The sequence below is a fragment of the Bradyrhizobium sp. I1.14.4 genome (assembly GCF_050435825.1).
Classification (GTDB): domain Bacteria; phylum Pseudomonadota; class Alphaproteobacteria; order Rhizobiales; family Xanthobacteraceae; genus Bradyrhizobium.
Genome location: NZ_JBNDLA010000010.1, coordinates 180,629 through 201,356, shown reverse-complemented (window position 1 = coordinate 201,356; position 20,728 = coordinate 180,629). Strand labels below are relative to the sequence as shown.

Annotated in this window: 23 protein-coding genes and 4 pseudogenes; 9 read left to right on the top strand and 18 right to left on the bottom strand. The window is 61.2% G+C overall.

Annotated elements, in window-relative coordinates; translation table 11 throughout:
• Positions 1-188: 188 nt before the first annotated feature.
• The 6 genes and pseudogenes from ABIB78_RS21755 to ABIB78_RS21730 all read right to left on the bottom strand — a co-directional run bounded on the left by ABIB78_RS21755 (position 189) and on the right by ABIB78_RS21730 (position 5,000).
• Positions 189-1,112, bottom strand: coding sequence for a hypothetical protein (locus tag ABIB78_RS21755; RefSeq protein ID WP_429028366.1), 924 nt, complete (start codon positions 1,110-1,112; stop codon positions 189-191).
• A gap of 834 nt (positions 1,113-1,946) precedes the next feature.
• The gene (locus ABIB78_RS21750; protein ID WP_429028534.1) at positions 1,947-3,149 is read right to left on the bottom strand and encodes an MFS transporter; all 1,203 of its coding nucleotides are present in this window, start codon (positions 3,147-3,149) and stop codon (positions 1,947-1,949) included.
• A gap of 123 nt (positions 3,150-3,272) precedes the next feature.
• Positions 3,273-3,755 carry a cupin domain-containing protein gene (locus ABIB78_RS21745; protein WP_429028364.1) on the bottom strand — a complete coding sequence of 161 codons (483 nt, stop codon included), beginning with the start codon at positions 3,753-3,755 and terminating at the stop codon, positions 3,273-3,275.
• A gap of 227 nt (positions 3,756-3,982) precedes the next feature.
• A pseudogene (locus ABIB78_RS21740) lies at positions 3,983-4,195 on the bottom strand (dihydrolipoyl dehydrogenase family protein); the annotation flags it as partial.
• A 62-nt stretch (positions 4,196-4,257) separates the two neighbouring features.
• Positions 4,258-4,494 (bottom strand): hypothetical protein, encoded by a 237-nt coding sequence (locus tag ABIB78_RS21735; RefSeq protein ID WP_429028363.1) that lies wholly within the window; start codon positions 4,492-4,494, stop codon positions 4,258-4,260.
• 11 nt (positions 4,495-4,505) lie between these two features.
• Complete coding sequence (locus ABIB78_RS21730; RefSeq protein WP_429028361.1) at positions 4,506-5,000, bottom strand: DUF302 domain-containing protein; 495 nt, start codon at positions 4,998-5,000, stop codon at positions 4,506-4,508.
• 230 nt (positions 5,001-5,230) lie between these two features.
• Between ABIB78_RS21730 and ABIB78_RS21725 the strand changes: the two genes are divergently transcribed.
• Both ABIB78_RS21725 and ABIB78_RS21720 read left to right on the top strand, forming a co-directional pair.
• Positions 5,231-5,515 carry a hypothetical protein gene (locus tag ABIB78_RS21725; RefSeq protein WP_429028358.1) on the top strand — a complete coding sequence of 95 codons (285 nt, stop codon included), beginning with the start codon at positions 5,231-5,233 and terminating at the stop codon, positions 5,513-5,515.
• Positions 5,516-5,606: 91 nt separating this feature from the next.
• Positions 5,607-6,323, top strand: a complete 717-nt coding sequence (locus ABIB78_RS21720; RefSeq protein ID WP_429028355.1) for a peroxiredoxin-like family protein — start codon at positions 5,607-5,609, stop codon at positions 6,321-6,323.
• Positions 6,324-6,364: 41 nt separating this feature from the next.
• On the opposite strand, the gene ABIB78_RS21715 is transcribed toward ABIB78_RS21720, so the two are convergent.
• Complete coding sequence (locus ABIB78_RS21715; RefSeq protein WP_429028353.1) at positions 6,365-7,252, bottom strand: LysR family transcriptional regulator; 888 nt, start codon at positions 7,250-7,252, stop codon at positions 6,365-6,367.
• 190 nt (positions 7,253-7,442) lie between these two features.
• On the opposite strand from ABIB78_RS21715, the gene ABIB78_RS21710 reads away from it, so the two are divergent.
• The 3 genes from ABIB78_RS21710 to ABIB78_RS21700 all read left to right on the top strand — a co-directional run bounded on the left by ABIB78_RS21710 (position 7,443) and on the right by ABIB78_RS21700 (position 9,836).
• Complete coding sequence (locus ABIB78_RS21710; protein WP_429028350.1) at positions 7,443-8,267, top strand: 3-hydroxybutyrate dehydrogenase; 825 nt, start codon at positions 7,443-7,445, stop codon at positions 8,265-8,267.
• A gap of 70 nt (positions 8,268-8,337) precedes the next feature.
• Entirely contained in the window at positions 8,338-9,489 is a 1,152-nt protein-coding gene (locus ABIB78_RS21705) for a patatin-like phospholipase family protein (RefSeq protein ID WP_429028348.1), read from the top strand.
• A gap of 107 nt (positions 9,490-9,596) precedes the next feature.
• Positions 9,597-9,836, top strand: coding sequence for a DUF2798 domain-containing protein (locus ABIB78_RS21700; RefSeq protein WP_429028345.1), 240 nt, complete (start codon positions 9,597-9,599; stop codon positions 9,834-9,836).
• Between the two features lie 85 nt (positions 9,837-9,921).
• Here ABIB78_RS21700 and ABIB78_RS21695 read toward each other — a convergent pair whose 3' ends face one another.
• From ABIB78_RS21695 to ABIB78_RS21680, 4 genes are read right to left on the bottom strand one after another with little or no spacing between them, the layout of a single operon-like run.
• A complete protein-coding gene (locus ABIB78_RS21695; protein WP_429028342.1) occupies positions 9,922-10,434 on the bottom strand; it encodes a DoxX family protein in 513 nt (170 codons plus the stop codon).
• Positions 10,431-11,213 (bottom strand): DNA-binding domain-containing protein, encoded by a 783-nt coding sequence (locus tag ABIB78_RS21690; RefSeq protein ID WP_429028339.1) that lies wholly within the window; start codon positions 11,211-11,213, stop codon positions 10,431-10,433. Before ABIB78_RS21690 ends, ABIB78_RS21695 begins: the two co-directional genes overlap by 4 nt.
• Positions 11,203-12,111, bottom strand: a complete 909-nt coding sequence (gene bufB, locus ABIB78_RS21685; RefSeq protein WP_429028337.1) for an MNIO family bufferin maturase — start codon at positions 12,109-12,111, stop codon at positions 11,203-11,205. Before bufB ends, ABIB78_RS21690 begins: the two co-directional genes overlap by 11 nt.
• Positions 12,112-12,153: 42 nt before the next feature.
• Positions 12,154-12,459, bottom strand: a complete 306-nt coding sequence (locus ABIB78_RS21680; RefSeq protein ID WP_429028334.1) for a BufA1 family periplasmic bufferin-type metallophore — start codon at positions 12,457-12,459, stop codon at positions 12,154-12,156.
• A gap of 320 nt (positions 12,460-12,779) precedes the next feature.
• Here ABIB78_RS21680 and ABIB78_RS21675 point away from each other — a divergent pair, with 320 nt between their 5' ends.
• A complete protein-coding gene (locus ABIB78_RS21675) occupies positions 12,780-14,888 on the top strand; it encodes an adenylate/guanylate cyclase domain-containing protein (protein ID WP_429028333.1) in 2,109 nt (702 codons plus the stop codon).
• A 165-nt stretch (positions 14,889-15,053) separates the two neighbouring features.
• Here the strand turns inward: ABIB78_RS21675 and ABIB78_RS21670 are convergent, their stop codons facing one another.
• On the bottom strand, positions 15,054-15,449 hold the full coding sequence (locus tag ABIB78_RS21670; RefSeq protein ID WP_429028331.1) for an MAPEG family protein: 396 nt from the start codon (positions 15,447-15,449) through the stop codon (positions 15,054-15,056).
• Here ABIB78_RS21670 and ABIB78_RS21665 point away from each other — a divergent pair.
• Entirely contained in the window at positions 15,448-15,786 is a 339-nt protein-coding gene (locus ABIB78_RS21665) for a MerR family DNA-binding protein (protein ID WP_429028328.1), read from the top strand. The genes ABIB78_RS21670 and ABIB78_RS21665 overlap by 2 nt on opposite strands.
• Positions 15,787-16,429: 643 nt before the next feature.
• On the opposite strand, the gene ABIB78_RS21660 is transcribed toward ABIB78_RS21665, so the two are convergent.
• Positions 16,430-16,639, bottom strand: a complete 210-nt coding sequence (locus tag ABIB78_RS21660; protein ID WP_429028326.1) for a hypothetical protein — start codon at positions 16,637-16,639, stop codon at positions 16,430-16,432.
• A 125-nt stretch (positions 16,640-16,764) separates the two neighbouring features.
• Between ABIB78_RS21660 and ABIB78_RS21655 the strand changes: the two are divergent.
• Positions 16,765-16,863: pseudogene (locus tag ABIB78_RS21655) on the top strand (DUF6894 family protein); the annotation flags it as partial.
• 486 nt (positions 16,864-17,349) lie between these two features.
• On the opposite strand, the gene ABIB78_RS21650 reads toward ABIB78_RS21655, so the two are convergent.
• From ABIB78_RS21650 to ABIB78_RS21635, 4 genes and pseudogenes are all read right to left on the bottom strand, one after another.
• Positions 17,350-17,568, bottom strand: a complete 219-nt coding sequence (locus ABIB78_RS21650; protein ID WP_429028324.1) for a DUF6894 family protein — start codon at positions 17,566-17,568, stop codon at positions 17,350-17,352.
• Between the two features lie 808 nt (positions 17,569-18,376).
• Positions 18,377-18,496: pseudogene (locus ABIB78_RS21645) on the bottom strand (transglutaminase family protein); the annotation flags it as partial.
• An 842-nt stretch (positions 18,497-19,338) separates the two neighbouring features.
• Positions 19,339-19,584: a transcriptional regulator gene (locus tag ABIB78_RS21640; protein ID WP_429028322.1), complete on the bottom strand. Its 246-nt coding sequence runs from the start codon at positions 19,582-19,584 to the stop codon at positions 19,339-19,341.
• A 98-nt stretch (positions 19,585-19,682) separates the two neighbouring features.
• Positions 19,683-19,769: pseudogene (locus ABIB78_RS21635) on the bottom strand (cold-shock protein); the annotation flags it as partial.
• Between the two features lie 303 nt (positions 19,770-20,072).
• On the opposite strand from ABIB78_RS21635, the gene rpsU reads away from it, so the two are divergent.
• Entirely contained in the window at positions 20,073-20,351 is a 279-nt protein-coding gene (gene rpsU, locus ABIB78_RS21630; RefSeq protein WP_429028531.1) for a 30S ribosomal protein S21, read from the top strand.
• Between the two features lie 83 nt (positions 20,352-20,434).
• On the opposite strand, the gene ABIB78_RS21625 is transcribed toward rpsU, so the two are convergent.
• Positions 20,435-20,713, bottom strand: a complete 279-nt coding sequence (locus ABIB78_RS21625; RefSeq protein ID WP_429028319.1) for a DUF1488 domain-containing protein — start codon at positions 20,711-20,713, stop codon at positions 20,435-20,437.
• Between the last annotated feature and the right edge of the window lie 15 nt (positions 20,714-20,728).

Below are 20,728 nucleotides of genomic sequence, written 5' to 3'. Positions count from 1 at the left end.
GCACGGCTATTTTGCCGCCGCTTCGACTTTGTCAAACTTGGCTATAGCCGCGAACACGGCCGCCGCGCTCGCTACCCAGAGTGGCTGGCAATCATTGCGCCGGACGACCGAAACCGCGATGGTTGTCATTAGCGAGCTTCGACGTCAGGCAACGAAACCACTGAGTTTATGTCCCGCTGACGTATGTTCTAATTCCTGATCGCATAAAGCGGAGTCCTGATCGTCAGCTGGTAAGCCGGCTTCGGCACCCAGGCGATCTGGGCGGTTATGCCGAACAGGCGATTGTCGTTGTCATCCATCCGGTCGAGATCGAGTCTCACGATCGGCTGGGTAAAAGGTTGGAATGGTGTCACGTTCTGAAGTTGTGCCCCGCCGAAGGACTGAATGCCGACACGGCCGGTGAACTTCCAGTTATTGTCCCACTGATAATAGCCGCCGACATAACCGATGACGTTCGGGTGGACCCGCGCGAGCGGCGAGTCGACCTCGATCCAGGTGTGCTGGACGCCCGCGAGCAGTCCTCTGGTTTCATCCTGATTCAGCGCGTAATCGAACTCGAGGATGTTGTTGAATGACGTTGTCGCAAGCGGAGAGTCCGGCACCGATCTTGTGTAAGTCGACTGCAGCGTCATCGTTGGGATCGATCCGCCATTTTGTTGATAGACGTCCGCCTGAACTCCTACGTTCCAGCTGCTAACCGCGAACGTCGACCAGTCCGACGTGCCGCTTTGCGACGTGCTGCCGGTGACGCCGCCATACAAGGAGACGTTGTCGCTGACATCCACCGTAAAGGGAACATCGACCCAGACGCTCTGGCTTGCCTGTGACGACCGGGTCGGGAGTGTTGGGGAATCCGTCAGCCTGGGCAGCGTCTGCAGCGCCGCGAGTGTGGTGGACAAGGATGGACTGCTGAAGCCGATCGAAAACGTGTTCGCCGGTACCGTCGCATAGTTGGTCCGCAGATCCAGGTAGATGTTCGGCGGCGTTGCTGCGCTTGCCGGCTTGTCGTCACCATCGTCGGCGTCGTTCTTGTCCTTGCCCAAGGCAACACTGGAAAGACAGAGTGACGCAAACCCTGCGAGCGTCATGCGATAGACGGCGCGACCGAGCATCACCTCGAGGTCCCCCTGCGTAGTACGGCCATTTTTCAACGAGCACGACGAAACGCTCACACTCTCCAATAGCAATGAACATTAGCAAGTCGACGCGCGGTTTGCCATCATTGTCGTATATGGCATTTCGTTTGAATGCTATGCCGGACGGTACAACGGCGAACGCCCGCCAAGCTCTCCGAACTTTCTGTAGGGGACAGAAACGGCCGCCGACAGGTTCTGGCTCCCACAATGGGGTCATGCGTTTGCCCGACTGCGAAATTCGTATCGAAATCGTCCTTCCGTGATCGGCAGCTTTGCAGGGTTTCTCACCTTGTCACCGCCAAAAGTTACGATGGCGCTTGTCCAGGCCTTGACGGGCTGAGCCGGGGCGGTGGTGTTCGATCGCAAGACGTACTACGGGGTCGCGCTGGCGCCGGCAGGGGAGCATTTCACAATTTGGCGGAGTCTTGACGCGCGCTCGAAAGGGCCGAACTCGCCCAAGCGCCGATCAACTGCCTCATGCGTAAGATCGGATGAGGTTGCGTAGCTTCGTTTGGTGTCGGAAAAGGCGGTAGCGCTCCGCCGCTGCCAAGCGCCGCGATCTTGTACACACGCTGAAGGTGGCGATCGGCGCCTGCTGGCGCCAACTAAACTTGCGATTAGGGTCGGACCGGAACATCCCCAAGAACAACGGGACACCCCATTGAGTGCCTGCCGATCCTATGTCCAGCCCGGAGACATGGGTAACAGGTCGTACCTAAGACATGGGTGACAAGCTCGTGCCAATGAGGCACTTCGGGTTCGGCAAAAGCCGACTTCTTCCGAATGTGGATCCTGAACCAAGCAGACGCACTAATCTCTTAGCGTCAAAGTTAGCAATGCCGCCGAGGCAAGCGAAAGTGCAACGCCAACAACGCACGCCGTCCATCCAAAATGATCAAATAACTGCCCGAGGACAGCGCTGCCAACGAGGCCGCCGAAGAAATAGGAGGCCAAGTAGGTGCCGCTTGAAACGCCGCGGTTATCGGTCGCGGCGTGCCCGACGAAGGCCGTTGCGGCGGCCTGCGCAAAGAAGGTCCCGGCTCCAACAAGGACCATACCAATCAGTACCTCGGCCAGGTGCGTGCTGAGCATCAAGGGCAAGCCAAGCGCGGCAACACCCAGCGCGCCCCAGATGGTCGGTCGTGTTCCGATGCGTGTTGCGACGGTACCGGCTACTAAGGTCGTGAAGACTGATGGCGCGAAGACGAAGTAGACGAAGCCGAGGTCCATCATGCCGAGCGAGAGTGGTGGCCGTACCAGAACGAAATTGACAAACGTAAAGGTGCCGATGAAGGCGAACAGGATACAGAACCCGATACCGTAGGCCGCGCGCAGCCGCGGATTGCGCCAATGCGCGACCATAGCGGCGAGCGGGGAGTCGGCCAGCATCATCGCGTGCATGGGCTGGACGCGCTGGATCGTGAAATAGACCAGCGCCGCACCGGCGAGATTGAGGGCGGCGAAGAAATAGAAGTTCCAGGACAGCCCAAGGTTATCGGCGACTGCGGCCGAGATCAGACGTCCGACAAGGTTGCTTGCGACATTGCCGGTGATGTAGGCCGCAAAGGCGCCGCCGGCGTCCATCGCGCTGCATTGCTCGCCGAGATAGGCGAGCGTCAGCGCAAAGGCGGATGCCATGCACAGGCCTTGCGCGACACGCAGGATCGTGAAGACACTAAGATTAGGTGCGACCGCAAGCAGGCTCGTGGGGATCGCAAGCAGGGTGAGGCTGAGAAGGATCCCGAGCCGGCGATCGATGTGCGGGCTGAAGAATCCGACGACGAGGCCGGCGAGCGCCATGCCAAGGGTGCTGGCATTGACCGCGAAGCCCATCGCCGCGGGCGTGACGCCATAGTGGCGTGTCAGGGAGGGTAGGATCGCCTGCGTGGCAAAGAGGTCCACGACAGTCAGAAACGCGGTCAACCCGATGACGAGCGAGCGGAGCACGACGCCGGGCGAATGCCCGTGCATCTCCATGGCCATTGGCCTTGCGCGCGCAGATAGATCGGTCATGGCACGACGTCTCCTGAACTGGCTGACAACGGGGGGATGTGACGCCTGGCGTGCGGGGCGGCACGGGGGTCCGGGTCGCCACATCCGGTAACGAGTCCGCTGGGGCTGGATGCGATGCGCTCGTTACATATTGTGGTCGTGCGGATCCTTGCGGATGTCGCCGACATAGAGAATGACGGTCTCCTTGCCGAGGTTCTTCCACCAATGTGAGGTGCCGGAAACTTCAGGGCGGAGATCGCCGGCCTTGTGTACGATCGGGTCGATGCAATTGGAGGCGTACTCGACGATCTCACCCTGCTGCACGTAGATGAGGGCGGGGCGATCGTCATGGCTGTGCCAGGGCACGATGCCGCCGGGCTCAATGGTCAGCTTCCGGAAGCGCAGCTCACGATCCTTGATGTTGGCGGGCTGCTTCTCGAGATTGATCGAGCCGAGTGTGACATCGGTGACGCCGACCGTCTTGTAGTCGACCATCTGCCGCGCATTCGGTTTGACCTTGTCGGCCGGGCATTCGCCGGCGAGCACGGCTTGCGTGGTGAGCAGGAATACTCCGGCGATGGCAAAACCGGGCCAGATCGCGCGCGATAATTTGGAATGCTTGAGCATGGGGTAGTCTCCTCTGTTGGACCGTGGCCTCGCAGGTCATCGGCTATGGCACCAGCTTCGTTGAAATCGGGTCTGCGATGAAATGCCGTCTGGCTCTCGACACGATAGCGCGTCGCTATGCGTGTCAGAGCATGTGCTTGATGTCGGCGGAGAACGTTGGAAAGGCGTAGACGCGTCGCGGTGATCCTGAACTTGATCGCAAGCCAGAAGATATGGATAAGCTGCTGGCCAGCCTGACCGACGAAATGAGCGCCGAGAATCGGTCGCTGGCGATCGACGATCACTTTTGACCAAGCAGTGGTCTCGGCATAGGAGCGCGCCGAGAACCAGTCCTGCATGTCGTCGACGTGGACGTCGATGGCAGGGCCTTGTAGCCGTGCAGCAGATTCGGTCCGGCCGACGGCGGCTAGCGCCGGCACGGTGTGGACCGATGTCGCCATGCTCGCGCTGTTCGGGCACGTGTCTTGGCCCTGCCACAATGTTGCGGCCGACGATATCGCCTTTATAGGTCGCCATCGGCGACAGTCGGGGTGAAATCGGCACCGCCACAGACATGAACCTGAGGGTTCGAGGTCGAGCGCCTTTCTTCGCCGTGCAGCCGCGATTCGGGCAAGTGCCGTCGAGGTCGCGCGCCTCCGATCATCGCGACCGAGAGGCCGTCGCGCCGGACCGGGCCGGTCACGCCGATTTCGGCATTGCCGCCGCCCAGGATCACCACATCGAAGGTCTCGCGCGCCATCGGAGCTGCCGCTATTTGCTGGTGATGGTGGACGTGATGGATCTAACAACGGTCGTCGCCATCTTGAATTGCGCTTCGCGGTCTTTGATGTTGTGGCGCTTGGCGATCCAGTCGAAATCAGTCCACACCGCCCAAACGTCGCCATTGTCGTCCTGGGTCAGCAGCAGGCGTACCGGCCAGTCGAGCCCGGCATCGGGGTTTGCGGTGATGAATTGGGTGCCGAGCGGCGGATTGCCGAAGACGAGCAGGGTGGAGGGCCGGAGCTTGATGCCAGCGTCCGCGGCGAGCTTCGACTGATCGACTTCAAGGAAGAACTTGATACCGTTGGCGGCTATATTATCCTTGATGCGGGTGAGTGCTTCCGCCATCGGCACCGCGCTTTTCAGGCGGACAATGCCGTCATCGCTGTCTGCCCGCGCAACGGTGGTGGCCGCGCATAGCAAGAGGAACAGCAGCAGCAACGAGGTGGCGAAATTGGCAAGACGCGTTGTGATCTGACGGGTCATGGCAGTCCTCCTGTCGGTGGCACGTTGGGTTGCCTGCAGGATGAATGCGACGGCCAAAGAGGTGAAATGCGTATCTGCTCTCGACGCGATAGCTCCGCGCTATCGCGCCGCGATACACGGCAGCTATCGAACCGATTGAGTATCGGCATTTCCGCCTGTGATGGATCCGGCGTTCGATGGCAGGGCGCCCGATTGGCGGGCGTTCACGTCCATCAGGAGGATGGCACCCAATGACGAAGCTGTCCAAGACCTTGATCGGGGCGACCGCGTTTGCAGCAATTGCCACGTCGGCATTTTCCGAGGCCGCCTGGGACTTCAATGCCGGCATGGCCTATTTGTACGGTGGGCCCGGCAAGATGTCGGCAATGGCCATGGCCTCGACCCAGAAGAATCACGAGGCGATGATGAAGCACGCCAAAAAGGTGCCCGATAACACCGTCTTCTTCATGGACCAGGGCTCGCTGTACTACGTGCCCGCCCGGATCAATCCGAGCGGCAATTTCTTCGTGAACTGACCGGATAACCGGCCGCGCGATGGTCGCGTCCTTGCAGGGCGGCCCGAACGCAAAATAAAATAATGCAACATTCTCGGTGGCGGAGCCTAAGATGACGTCCTTATCACCAGCCGATGCCGAACTGCTCAAACTCGCCTTCCAGCGCTGCCGCGAGATGGAAGGCACGTTGAACGAGCAACTCCGGGCCTATGCGGACGCCGGGCGCGAGATCTTTCCGGCCTATGGCGAGGCGGTCGATCGCCTCGTTGAAAGACTGAGCCAGAACGGCGGCGGCGAGAACGCGCCGCGTCGGGGTGAGGTCATGCCGCCCTTCATGCTGCCTGACGGCCAGGGGCGGTTGGTCACGCTGCCGTCGCTGCTTGCGCACAGTCCGGTCGCGGTGATGTTCTTTCGCGGACACTGGTGTCCCTATTGCCGGTTGAACGTGCGCGCGGTCATCCAGGCCGAGGCGCGCATCAAGGCGATGGGTGCGCAGATCGTCGCGATCATGCCGGAGACGCAGGAGTATACGGAACAATTCAAGGCAGATTCCGGCGCACCATTCCCGGTGCTGACCGATCTCGACAATGGCTACGCGTTGTCGCTCAACCTCGCGATCTGGCTCGGCGGCGAAATCCAGCGGCTGTTGTCCTACCAGGACATGGCCAGGTTTCACGGCAATGACGGCTGGATGCTGCCGATTCCGGCGGTATTCGTCGTCGGCCGTGACGGCATCGTGAAAGCCCGCTTCGTCGACCCTGATTTCCGTAAGCGCATGGAGATCGATGATCTGCTCAAGGCATTGGAGCAAGCAAGCCGGGAGCACTGATCTTCACCTCGCCCGCTCACGGGGAGAGGTGTCGGTAAGCGCTACCCCGAAATCTCCCGCCAGTCCGCCCCGCGCAGCATGCGCATAACGGCGGAGGCCACGGCCGTGCGCTGGCGTCCCGCGACGCCGTAGAGATTGACGGTGCGGCGGGCGTCCAGTCCGGCAACCGCAGCCCGCTTCAGGCTCGCCGGCACCGGCGAGGTGTGCGGCATCATCGCGACGCCGATGTCGGCCTCGACCAGCTCGATCAGATCGCGCTCCGAGGAGATCTCGTTGCTGTGATCGACGTCGACGCCCTGCTCGCGCAGGCTGGCCGAGATACGCTTGGAATGCTCGCAATAGATTCGGCTGAGCAACTGCTCCGAGCGCAGATCGTCGAATTCGATGTTGCTGTGTGCCGCCAGCCGATTGCCCTTGCTGACGACGAGTTCAAAATCCTCGGTGAACAGCGGCCAGACATCGAGCCGCTCCCAGGTCTCATCGATCTCGGCGGCGATGCCGAGCTCGGCCTCGCCTTTCTTCAAGTATTCAGCGACCTCGCGGCTCGAGCCGCGCAGGAAGCGGAATTCGAGCCGGTTGAACTGGCGCTTGATCTGATTGATATGCGGAATGAGCAGCGCGAGATCGATCGAATGCGTCAGCGCAATGCGCAGCGCGCCGATCTCGCCGCTTTTGAACGAGGAGGCCAGCGAGCGCGCACCGGCCGCGGCCTCGTGGCATTGCTTCAGGAGCGGATGCATGCGCTGGCCGAGCTCGGTCAGCTGCGCCGCCGGCCGCTCCCGGCGGAACAGGTCGCCGCCAAGCTCCGCCTCGAGCTGCTTGATCGCCCGCGTCAGCGACGGCTGCGTCACGTTGCACTCCTCGGCGGCGCGGGTGAAATTCAAGAGCTGCGCCACCGCGAGGAAATAGCGGACCTGGTGCATTTCCATGGATCGGCTCCCGGCAAGATCGACCCGGAATCTAACCGATCGGGGCCGCGAATGACATCCCAACCGCAATAGCGCCCACGTATGGTTTCGGAAGCCAACCGGCATTTCCGTTTGGGCAGGCGATCCCTCAGAGTTTGCAAAGTCAGGGGTCGGTCATCGGGCCGGCCATCGCCAACGGAGGGTTTCGGCCATGAACATTCCCGCCAAATCGCAGACGTCTCAGTCCTCACGGGCACTTGCCGGCAGGGTCGCTCTGGTGACGGGCTCGACCAGCGGCATCGGGCTCGGTATCGCGCGGGCGCTTGCCAGAGCCGGCGCGGAGATCGTGCTGAACGGCCTTGGCTCTGCGGCGGAGACCGGCAGGACGCGCGAGCAGATCGCCGCCGAGTTTGGCGTCAAGGTGAGCTTTTCGTCAGCCGATATGACCTGGCCGAACTCGATCGCCGAGATGATCGCGGCGACAGTTGCGCAATCCGGCCGGCTCGATATCCTCGTCAACAACGCCGGTGTCCAGCACGTCGCGCCCCTCGAGCAGTTTCCGGTCGAGAAGTGGGACCAAATCCTCGCGATCAACCTGTCGTCGGCCTTCCACACCACGCGGCTGGCGCTGCCGCCAATGCGCCAGCGCCGTTTTGGGCGGATCATCAACATCGCCTCAGCCCACAGCCTCGTCGGTTCGCCCTTCAAGGCGGCCTATGTTGCAGCCAAGCATGGCATCGTCGGCCTCACCAAGGTGACGGCACTGGAGACGGCGGAAGAGGGCATCACCTGCAACGCGATCTGCCCCGGCTATGTCTATACGCCGCTGGTGGAGGCGCAGATCGACGGCCAGGCCAAGGCGCACGGCATTTCGCGCGATCAGGTGATCCGCGACGTGCTGCTCGCGCAGCAGCCGAATAAGCGCTTTGCGACAGTGGAAGAACTCGGAGCGCTCACGGTGTTCTTGTCGACCGAAGCGGCAGCCTCGATCACCGGTATCGCGTTGCCGGTCGACGGCGGCTGGACGGCGCATTGACATGGGCCGGGGTAACAAATCGCGGCGACTTTCGAATATTCGACCAGTGCAAGCTCACCAGGAGCGAGACATGAACGGCATGCAGGGCAATACGCAGAGCATCAGGTCAAAAGATCTGCCGGGCCAGGTCGTGCTGGTGTTGCAGGGGGGCGGCGCGCTCGGCTCCTACCAGGCCGGCGTCTACCAGGCGCTGCATGAGGCCGGCATCGAGCCGGACTGGATCATCGGCACCTCGATCGGCGCGATCAACGCCAGCCTGATCGCTGGGAACGAGCCGCAGCATCGGCTTGGCCGCCTCAAGGAATTCTGGAAGCGCATGGAGCAGAACCCGGTCTGGAATCTGCGCACCGCCTTCCCGGGCTTCAACGAGAAGCTTGCCTATTGGTCGACCGTCACCAACGGCATTCCCGGTTTCTTCCGGCCCAACCCTCTGGCGCATGCCGGCGATTCCTATCCCCTCGGCGCCGATCACGCCGGCTTCTATTCGACGGCGCCGCTGGAGAAAACGCTCAAGGAGCTCGTCGACTTCAGCCTCGTTAATCGCTGCATGCCGCGGCTGACGGTCGGCGCCGCGCATGTGCGTACCAGCCAGATGCGCTATTTCGACAGCCGCGATGGCGAACTGACCGTGAAGCACATCATGGCTTCCGGCGCGCTGCCGCCGGCCTTTCCTGCCGTACGGATCGACGGCGAGCTTTATTGGGACGGTGGCATTCTCTCGAACACGCCGACGGAAGCCGTGTTCGACGACAATCCGCGGCAGAATTCGCTGATCTTCGCCGTGCACTTATGGAATCCCGTTGGCGCCGAGCCGACCACGATGGCGGAGGTGCTGAACCGGCACAAGGACGTGCAGTATTCCAGCCGGATTGCGAGCCAGATCGCGCGCCAGCAGCAGGCGCATCGTCTGCGCCATGTCATCAATCAGTTGGCCGCGCGACTTCCCGAAAGCGAGCGCAGCAACCCGGCAGTACGCGAGTTGATGAGCTACGGTTGCCCGACCCGCATGCATGTCGTGCGGCTTCTCGCGCCACAGCTCGATCGCGAGACCCACACCAAGGACATCGACTTCAGCCCGTCCGGCATCATGCGGCGCTGGGACGCCGGCTATGTGCACACCAGGTCTGCGCTCGAACGCCAGCCGTGGGTAGGCGAGTTCGACCCGCTGTCAGGCGTGGTGCTGCATGAGCACATGGAAGAGATGCCGATGGCGGCGGAGTGAGCGCACAGCCGGTTCAACCGTTCGAAGTCGGAGGCTGGTTGAACCGATTGAAATCGCAAGGGAGAAAAGTAGCATAGCCTCCCACGGCATCAGGTCTGGGGCCACCTATGTTTGCTATTCCGCGTCGCCATAGCCATTTCGTTTTTGGAGTCATCCAGTCTGGATTGACTTGCTTTGTTGCTGCAGGGATCGCGAGCATTCCTTCTATTGCGAGCGGTCATTTCCTTTGGAATTGGTTCGCCTCTTGGCTCATTTCGTGGGCAGCTTTGTCGCCGGTGGTTCTGCTCGCCGCGCCGGCAATAAGGTCGCTGTCCCTCGCTCTGACGCGGGACGAGCCTGCGAGCTAAGTGAAATTGGGTCGATATTCTACCGCGAGATCGATGCGCAGATCCGACCTTGGCCCGCGCCCTACGGATTCAATTTCCAAGCGCGCTATTTGTCCGGCAGGACCATGAGTTTGCCCACCAGGTGATCGAGCGAGGCGCGCCCTGGTCCGTAAGCCATGATGCCGAGCGCCATGGCTGCCCAAGTGATGTGAACCGGCCAGCCGTCGGGCACGGTGAGCTCGACGATGACGGTCATGAGCAGCAGCCCGAGCGCCGCGAACCGCGTGCCGAGGCCGAGGACCAGCAGGATCGGAAACAGGATCTCGCCTGATCCGGAGAGGAAGGCCATCACGGTCGGTGCTGGATAATGATAGGGGCCGCCCGGAAGATGCAGCATGAACTCGTCGCTGAACAACGTCACGGCGGTATCGCTCAGCTTGAGGAAGCCGTCCCATTTGAGAATGCCGGAGCGCCAGAACGGCACCGCCAGCGCTACGCGCAGCACGAGCTGGACGATCGATGGGGCGGCGATCGTCTGCACCAGGTGACTGGCTTTCTCGGCGAGGTGCCCGAGCGACGGCAGAGCGCGGCCTGCCGCGATGCGTTGTTCCGTGATCATCGTGCGTCTCCGGAAGTCACCGAGGTGAAGGCGCCGGCCTCGATCAAGCCGGCGATGTTGCTGGCGAGGTCGAAAGCGGGGGAACAGTCCAGCGCCGCCGCGGCAGCGTCGCCGAGCGAGCGTCCCGACATCAGGCAGGCCAGGAAGATCGCGCCGCCCAGCGGAAGCCGTCGCACCGCGACGTCGAAGTCCGGCCGTGTGATCAACGCGTCTTCCGGCGTCGCGGCGTCGATGGTTCCTGCGGGCTCCGTCCCGCGGTTGGCGACAAAGATCGTCACCGCTGCGAAAGACGAGCGTATGATCCGCGTCGCCGGGTGCGTCGTGAAGACGAGATCGGTCAACTGGTCCGGTGCGACTTTGGACAAAGCAATCGGGGAAAACGGCGCGGCGTCGGCGGCGTGATAGGCATCGAGCCAGGCCCGTTCGATCCGGGCGACGTCGGCGAGCCAGGGCAACGATTGCGCGTATTCGTAACGTTCGATGAAGGACGGAAAATCACGACCGTATTCGAACAGCAGCGGCGATGTCGGCGGTGTCTCGCGGATGTGGAAGCGCGCCATGGCGCGGAAGAAATCGACCCCGGTGATGCGCTGCACCGCCGGATAGGTCGCGGCCAGCGCGTCGATCAGGCTGACCATGACATTGTTGCGGTAGACGTTGTAGCGCTTGGCCGCCGCCTTGCCGTTCGGCCCGGTGACGACGGATGGCACCTCGTGCGCAGGATCGAGCAACGCCGGCGCGAAGGCGGCCGCATAAGAGGCGTGCTGCTCAAGCGGCATGGCTATCCCCCATGGTTTGGCCGCAATCGAGGATTGCCTGGGCAGCCTCCGCCTCAGCTTTCAAGATCGGCCAGTCCGGGATCTTGCTGTCCCATTCGATCAGCGTCGGAACGGGGCCGTGACGCGCAATGACGATTTCGAACAGCTTCCATACGGCGTCAGCAACCGGACCGTCATGGCTGTCGATCAGCAGCAAGTCGCCTTCGTCGTCGCTCTGCCCGGCGTGGCCGGCGAGATGAATCTCGCCGACGTGCGCAAGCGGGAAGTCGGCGAGATATTGCAAGGCCGAAAAGCCGTGATTGGTCGCGGAGACGAAGACGTTGTTGATGTCGAGCAAAAGGCCGCATCCGGTGCGCTGTGCGACGCTGCGGATGAAATCGGTCTCGCTCATGGTCGATGCGCGAAACGTGACATAGGTCGACGGGTTCTCTAGGAGGATCGGACGCCGGATCGCCTCCTGCACCTCGTCGATGTGATCGCAGACGCGATCGAGCGTCGCTTGGGTGTAGGGCAGGGGCAGGAGATCGTTGAAATAGCTGGTCTCGTGCGTCGACCATGCGAGATGTTCGGATACCAGCGCCGGCTGATAGCGCGCGACGAGGCCGCGGAAGCGTGCCAGATGCGCGCGGTCAAGCGGCTCAGGTCCGCCGATCGACATGCACACGCCGTGCAGCGAGAGCGGATGATCGCGACGTATCGTTTCCAGCGCCCGATGCGGTGGTCCGCCGGCGCCCATATAGTTCTCGGCATGGACTTCGAAGAAGCCGCACTGCGGACCCTCGGCGAGAATTGCGCCGAGATGCTCGTGCTTGAAGCTCGTCCCGGCGACGCCGCCGAGGGGCAAGGAAAAGCGGAGGGGGATTGTTGCAGGTGTCTGAGGCTTGATCGCCGCGTTCATGTCGCTCCCTCCGCTGTTGTCGTGATGGATTGAATTGCCGTGTCAGACCGGCTTCAGCGAACCCTTCTTGCCGCCCGGCAACTCGATGCTGGTACAGGTGCCGCCCTGGACGAACTTCCACGCGTTGCCCTGGAAATCGACCGTCGAGGTGCCCTGACAGGTCGTGCCCGGTCCCGCCGCGCAGTCATTCTGGCCCTTCAGCGCGACGCCAAAGCACTTCTCCTTCTTGGCGGCGATGGCCGCATCAGCCTCCGCCTTGGTTAGCGGGCCGGCGGAGGCCAGCGTCGCAAGCGCGGTGGAGACGGCGCCGGCGAGGACGAGCGAACTGATGGTGGTCTTGGCAGACATGAGAATTCTCCTCTTGGGGTTCCTTCGCCTCGCCAGGCGAAGGCGCATCGTCTCATTCGTTCCCGCCGCAGCCTTCGTTACCGGGGCAGCCGCTCACGAGTCTGTGAGACCGTTGGGTGTCGCGCACGACAGGGTGCGCTTGGGGACGGATTAGCGGGGAAGCGAACGGACAAAGCCAATGCCTTATCCCTATCGAGATGTTAGCCAGCCGGCATTGGAGGGGGCCTTGGGCATTTGCGAGACGTAACGAACGGGGGCGCAACCGCGTATAGCCGTACCAGTCGGCGTCGCCACGCGCTGCTTGCGGAGTGGAAACAGCAATGATCGCCAGTCCCGGACGGTATGCCCCCAGGCCGCTTCAACCGGTCGCCAAGCGGCTCACGATCAGCATCCGACTTGCCGTCTCGGCGCTGGTCTTGACCGCGATCCTGCTGACCGCAGCGCTGTCCAGCCTGTTGTGGTGGAGGACTGCGGAGGCGACCAGCCGGCAGTTGGCCTCGACCATCAACGAGCAGATCGTGGCCGCCGTCCGCAAGGAGGTCTCCGCGATCATCGACGAGGCGCGTGCCGCCCACACCGCCATTCGCACGCTGTTCCTGCAAAACGTGCTCGACACCCGCGAGGCGGACAAGCGCGAATTCGTCTTCCTGTCGCAATTGCAATCGCAAGCGACGATCTCCTGGGTCGCCTTCGGCTGGCCCGACGGCGCGTTCTTTGCCGCCCACAAGCTCGGCGACCGCCGCATGGAAATGATGGAGATCTCGCTGACCGATCATCCCGGCCAGCGCCGGATCGACGAATATGACGTGGTACCGGGCGATATCGAATTCGCCAACCGCCGTTTCGAGCCGACCGATTTTCGCGTCGCCGAACGAACCTGGTTCAAGACTGGCCTCAAGGCGGAGGAGCCGGAGTGGTTCAAAGTCGCCGATCACCCGATCGGAGAGCGGCCGTCGATTGCCTATGCCGGACCGATCGACGTCTACCAAGAGCGTCAGGGTGTGCTTGCGGTCATCATCGAATACACGAGGCTCGCGCGTTTTCTGTCGCAGCTTGAGGTCGGGCATACCGGAACCGCATTCATCTTCGATGGCGCCGGCGAGCTCGTGGCGGCGCCGGACAAGGACGCTGACGAATTGCATCCCGCGCGTGGCGAGCAGAAGCTGCTGCCGCTGGCGCAGATGGCGCTGGCAAAAGCCGGCGACGTGGGTCGCAAGGAGGCTTGGCGAAACCGGCTTACCTCGGGCGGCGCAGCCTATGAAGTCGCGCTCACACCGTTGCCGTTCCCCGGCTGGTCGCTGGCGACCGTCATTCCCGAGGCCGAGTTTCTCGGACCGGTCGAGACGACGCTGCGGCGATTGATCATCGGCCTTGCCGTGGGCGCGGTACTCGCGGCGTTGGCTTCGGCGGTGCTGGCACGTACGGCGATTGCAGCACCCCTGTCCCGCGTCGTTGGCGAGATCCGCCATGTCGAGGCCTTTGCGCTGGAGCTGGTCCGCCGGCATCCCTCGCGGCTCAAGGAGATCGCGAGCCTGTCCGGGGCCATTGCCGAGATGGCTGCGGGGCTGTCCGCCTTCCGCAAATTCATCCCCGCCGATCTCGTCCGCGCGCTGCTGCGCCAGGGCGTCGAGGCAAAGCCCGGCGGCGCCATTCAGGAGCTGAGCGTGATGTTCATCGACATCGCGGGCTTTACCGGCTTGTCCGAACGTATGGGCGATCGCGTCGTGCCGCTGTTGTCCCGCTATCTCGATCTCGCCTCGGAAGCCATCGTCGCCAATGGCGGCACCATCGACAAGTTCATCGGCGATGCCGTGATGGCGTTCTGGGGCGCGCCGCAGCCGCAGCCCGATCACGCACTGCTGTGCTGTCGCGGGGCGCTGGCCTGCCGCCAGGCGATCGAGGCCTCCAGCTTGGTCGACGACCAGGGCAAGCCGCTCCAGATCCGGATCGGTATCAATTCCGGCCGGATGCTAGTCGGCAATATCGGCTCCGAGCTGCGCCTGAACTACACCGTCATCGGCGATGCCGTGAATGTCGCGAGCCGGCTCGAGAGCGCCAACAAGAGCTACGGTACGCAAATCCTGATCGGCGAAGAGGCCGAACGCCTGGCGCGCGGCGCGATCATCACCCGCGAAATCGACAGCGTCGCGGTCTATGGACGGGAAGAGGGGCTTGCCGTTTACGAACTTGTTGATCTTGCAGAGGAACGCGAAGCGAACCACCGCGAATCTTGGATAGTACACTATGAGCGAGGGCTCGCGAAATATCGAGATCGGGACCTCACTGGCGCGATGGTCGATTTCGAGGCGGTGCTGCGGGAGCGAAACCAGGATCGGCCTGCCGAGGTGATGCTAAAGCGCTGCAGGCAGTTACTACAAGAGGATGCACCCAAAGACTGGCAGCCGATCGCAGTACTTAAATCAAAATAGCGCCGGCTGGTCGTTCCATTGCCAAACAAAGCGGGAGCATGGTCCCGCTCTTGGTGCAGAGCGTACATTCGTCAAGTGATCGAAGTCGGCTGTGGGTCAAGAGAGCGGCTTAACCAGAACGGCCGGTTTCGGCGCAAAGCGCACAAATGGCCCAGGCGAGACCCGTTATCCCATAATCAGGGCCAAGAGAATCAAGATAATTCCCAGGGTAGCGACGTTCCAAACGAGCGAGCGTACTAAAAATATGCCTGCAGCGTAGAGAGCGACATAGGCGACACGAGCCCCAAAATAAAGCTGCGCCCCCAATTCGGTCATCCAACTGTGCCTTCCAGCAATATGTGCCGTGAGCACGGCTGCTGCGAACAGTGGAAACGTCTCGACAAAATTTCTCAGCGCTCTGTCCAACCGACCAGCCAGCCCAGTTAAGGCCGGCAAGGTTTCATCGCGCGCACTCGCAGTCCACATATATCCGCGTTGCAGACTTGCCGCGTGTGAAGCCAAGACAATTTGGGCAAGCCCAAGGGCGATACTGAGGCCAAGCATTTTGAGTTCAGGCGTCATGCTGTTCCATTGGCGGCTTGAGAGGCATCAGAACGTTCGTCGAGGACGCGAGCTTGGTTTTAGCATCGACGAACTGGGTGGCCTGCTTCGCCTGGTCGACGGGCACGCCTACACCTGGGGCGAGGTCCACGCGCTTACCATCCAGCATCTCGCGGACATCCATCAGAAGATCAAAGACCTGCGGCGCCTGGAGCGAGTGATGTCGGACATAGCAGCGCGCTGCACGGGGGATCAGGTGCCGGACTGTCCCATCATTGACGCGCTGTTCGAAATGCAGCCCGTGGCAGGCCGAAGCGCGCCCTTGAAGCCTACGAGCGATGCAAGCTCCAGACAGTGATGACCGAGCCCAGTCTCGCACTCGCTCCTTCGCTTCACCGAAGTCCGAAACACTGTACCGCATCGTAGCGCAGCTGCTTGCCATCACCACGGCCGTCCTGGTCTTCGCCCATGACCTAACAATATAGAGCGCGCCCCTAGCCGGCTGGCCGCAGATCTTTGTCGACGTCTCACAGGATTTGCCATCGGGATCGTTGCCTCTTGGCGCAGGTGCGCTCTGCGCCCTTAATCCGAAGGGGATCAATTATGTCAGCCGAGCACGTTGAGACGACCGTCGTTCAACCGCCTAGAAGCGATTGCTGTTCTCGGACTGACGAGCTTCCTGACCGAATTCGGCAGTTGCCAAGCTATCTGCACTCGGTGGCGATTCTTCGCCACATTGTTACTTATTCGAATGCGCAGAGCTGAGAGTCTCAGACCAGGCGAGCATTATCGCGCTGAAAAATAAAGAAAAAACTGGCGCGCCCGGCACGATTTGAACGTGTGACCTTTGCCTTCGGAGGGCAGACGCCAACGCTACCGATCGCGGAACAACGCATTTATTCGATCGCAAGAATGGGGTGTTGCAAGCCCCCGGCAACCACGCCGCAGCTTGCCTCCTTACCCCGCGCTACGTTGCCTTGCGAAACCGCGCTATGGCTCGTTCATGACTCGACCGCCGACGGAAATTGAAAGGCCGGGCCAGAACCTGCATGAGCCACCATCAGATTCCGCGACTGGACGGTGATCAGGCTGAGCGGTGCGACGGCGAAATTGCCTTTCGCTAATCGCTTGATGGCGCCGTTGTCGATGACGGGCCATTGGGCGGGACAGGCTTTTGTAAGGCGAAATTCCATTTTCCGGCGGTAGCTCAAATGGTGGGTTTCTGTCTACGAAGGCCGAAAATGCTTTATTTTTCAATGGGGATTGACTGACACTCTCTCCGCCATTCGCACGATTTTGCGCGCCAACCGGCTCTTTTTGAACGGGTCGCGAGTTCTTTGCGGACGAAGAAGGCCTGGGCCTGCCCAATCATGAAGCGGCGGAAGTCGAGGAGATGCAAGCGCTCGTCGGGATGGCCAGGGATTCCGTCTTTTAAGGCGAACGGCCCGACTTGGCAGTCGGAGTACGCTCGGCGACCGACCGGCTATTCTGCGTCTCGATAGTCTATCGGAACGCAAGCACTAAGCATTGAGGCCGCCTCAGCTGGCGGCCTCCGAGGCGAACTCAAGCTTGTCCCATTTCCTGCGTGCGGCATTGTCAGCGTCAGCCCAGGGAAGGGTCTCCTTCATCGTCTTGCTGCGATCCTACGCACTTCCAATCCGAGTAACTATACATTCCCGACCAACGATGGACGGTCGTTCCGCAACGTTCGCATTTGAAGGCGCCCGAGCTGATCACGGGCATGGCGCCACGCTCTTGAACAGCGCTATAAACAGCGCCGCAGCCACGGCATGAAAAGTAGACGATCATCAATTCTCCTTCGAGCGTCCAAAGCGCGCCTTAGCCGCGCGCCCCTTCTGCGCGGTAAATTGTGTTGAGCATGGATCTGGCTTTCGTCCGGCCAGTCGCTGACGGCCGGTCCTCAACGCCAAGCGGTTTGGTCCGGGTCTGAGGACGCCGTCCATCCTCGCAATGCTTCACCGGCTGCGAAGGCAGCCTCCTTCCATGCCACGCTGTTGTTTGGGAGCTCGACCCCATCGTTATCACGATGGTTTCCGTCGTGGCTGGCGTGAAAGAATAACGTGGCATGATGATAGCTCCAGGGAAGGAGACCCTTGTCGACGCCGTCATCTTTCGGCAAGGCAATGGTTTGATTGTGGCAGGCTAGGACAGCTAGCAATCGGCCGAGTTGCAGCGCATACTTCCGAAATGAAAAGCTATTTCACCCCCCGCTTGCTAGAAGTAACTCTAACACCGCTAGAGCCCACGCTCTGGAAATGGCGCGTTTCCGAAGCGAACCTTGAGGTTGCGCACGGTTATGCAGCAAGCCGGGAAACGGCGCAGATTGACGGTGATCATGCTCTATTCGGTATGCTGTCCGTTGCGCCGTTCCGATGATCCTATGCCGTCAGTTGGTTCAGTTTGATTGGAGTTAAGGGTAGCGATTTGCCGAGCCATGGCACATATTGCGCCCATGGACGTGTTCCCCCGGTTTGAAGCTAAGGTGATGACGAACGGTCGCTGGTTCGTTTCGGTAACCACCGGACATGGACCGGATTCTCATGTCGGAAACTTCGCAACCGACGAAGACGCCAAGATTTGGATTTTGACCAAATCGAAGTACTGGCCCAGCAAACCGGATACGCCCTAGTGTCCGGGCGCGACAAATGGACGGTAGACCTTCAGTGCCCGCGCTGTGGAAGGATTGACGTGGCGCGGCTCTCACAGGCGGATGGCTACGACTTCAAGAGGGGTGAGACCGCTACCCGCGCCGATCATGTGCCGAACGGCTTTATCTGCATTGACCCAGAGACGAGCAACTTCCAATGCTCGAAGTGTCAGGTGTCAATTCCGTGATCCCCGGACCACTCTCGGGACTCCAACCAACGCGCAAGGCGATCAGCCTCGGGCTTTCGAAGCGGGATCAATGTTCAAGCGCGGGCTGTTAGTCACTCGGCGAGTTCGTCAGTCCATACTCTGAAGCTGATCAGAGAGTTCGGCTCAAATGTTTGGGTGATCGAAACGTCAGCGGCGTCGCGTCCATGTGCGATCAAGATGCGGCCGATCCGCGACTGATCGGACGAACAGACAAGCGCCTCGATTGACGTGGACGCGGCCCAATTGAGGACTCACAAAGGAGAAACTAGGACAGCTTTGCTTACCCGGGGCGCGAGCTGAATTCCGGGGCGCATATTGATCACCGGCGCCATCGAACTCCCCATCGTGGCCGGCTCACAACCGCTGGAGCATGGCCGAGCCCGAGTTTCCGAAAGACTTCGTCGCCGTGGGTCTTGCGTCGTCGTCATCTGGCGCTTCGCGGCGCCGTAGCGGACGTGTTCGACGAAAAGGTCGCCAGCTGAGGCGGTCATCAATGGGGCTCTGAAAAGTTACGCCGCCCGCTTGAAAAGATACGGACGGCGCTTCTCCAGCCCCGAGAGGGTACTAACAAAATCCCGGATGTTGATCCGTCTCGCTGAGGGAAGAAAAGGTTCAGCTCCGGGCGGCGCACCTTGTTTCCTGCGGATTAGCAGCTGGGCGCCGGCGCCGTTGATGCCTCGCCCGCTTGAGAGCGGAGCGTTTGGCGCGCTAAGGCAACTCAAAAGACGCTTTGGGGTAACGTAGCGCCGGCGAACACCTCCCGGCGTCAACCTAGAGCATTGAGAGCACTATCATTCCGTTCTTAATCTCTCCTGAAGCCAGGCGCGTCCGCGCCATTTGCTCGAACTCCTTCCGATACCGATGGAGATAGCTAAAGGCTTGCTTGTCGGTCTGGAACGTCGTCGTAAGCTTGCACATCTGTCGTGCAGCCCCGAGCGCAAGAGAAAACGTAATTGTTCCGCCGCCGTCTGGCTTGGCTCTACGCACGGTTCGTCCCCTTGCTGCACAACGCATCGACGGTGCTTCGATTCGACTATCGCGTCAGCTTGCGCGTGCTGCTTTTCTTTGGCGCGTGCGCCGGCAGCGATACGCGAAGGGATGCATCGGCGGCTTCCTTGGTCACGCGCAGCTCCCGAAGGCGCGCAATATTCTTTCGAACCTCAATGGCCCGCCTTTCGACCTCCGCCAAGGCCCGTGTTCCCTCTTCTGCGGATAACCGTTGACGGTTAGAACGCGCGATGCTTTCGGGTGACGGCTTTGCCGATTTCTTGGCGCTCATCCTTCACCTCCGCCTTACAAGACACGACGTCCGCTCCATCCGGAGATCGAGCGGGCGGAGCGGCCGTTTCAGTACATCCGTGAAACGGCGCCACGAGATCAGGCCAGCGAGAGGTTTTCAGCGCTGACCTTGCCTCGCATCTTGTCGGTCTTGGCCTCGTAGTTGACCTTTTGGCCCTCCGCTAGATATGACTTTCGCATTTTTGCAAGGAATGGGGCCAGATTGCTTCGGCGAGCACTTTTGGTGCCGGTCGAGACGCTTCGAACGGGCGTGTCGGTGTGTGAGAAAGGCTTTATCGATTGACATGGCTGCGCGAGAGTGTTCACGTCTGGCGAACCAGATCGCCGTGGCGCATAGGCCCGGCTTGCTCGAGGGCGGCGAAGATATCGGCCGTGCCTCCCGTCCTCGTCCGCACCATCGCAACGAGACTCCTGCGCAATTGGCTGCGTGCAGGACCGCCGTATTCGCAGCCCAGCGAGGAGTTTCAATTGCAGGTAGTTGTCCGCGATAACAATATCGATCAGGCGCTTCGCGTTCTGAAGAAGAAGATGCAACGCGAAGGCGTCTTCCGAGAAATGAAGCAGCGGCGCTCCTATGAGAAGCCTTCAGAGAGAAAGACGCGCGAAAAGTCCGAGGCCATTCGCCGGGCTCGCAAGCTCGCTCGGAAGCAGGCCATCAGGGAAGGTTTGCTGCCGGCGCCTCCGAAGAAGAAGCTTCCGGAGCGCAAGTCGCCTTTGCCGCAGATTGCCAGCAAGGAACGCGCTTAGAAACTTCTTCGACGAAGAAGATGTCAGCCGATCGCCAGGCGATCGGTGCCGTCCACCAGACAGCTTGGACGCTGCTGCCAAAGCTACGTCCTAAAATCGATGCCCCGCAGCACGATTCCTCGCGGATTTCCTTCAAGCTCCGTCGCTCGATATTTGCTGGCCGCCTGCGCCTCGATGCGATCGCGTAGCCGAATAAACTGGGCTTCGCGCTGTTCGGAACGGATCTGCGGTCCGCGCTCGAGATAGTCCATCGCGGAGGTCGAGATTGCGCAAGGAATTTCCTTGCCGCCGTCGTGCATCGAGAATAGGACGATCATCCTGTCGTATTCGTGGCCGATGTAACGTCCGCTCGTGAGCGTCATGGTTTCCTCCTTTAC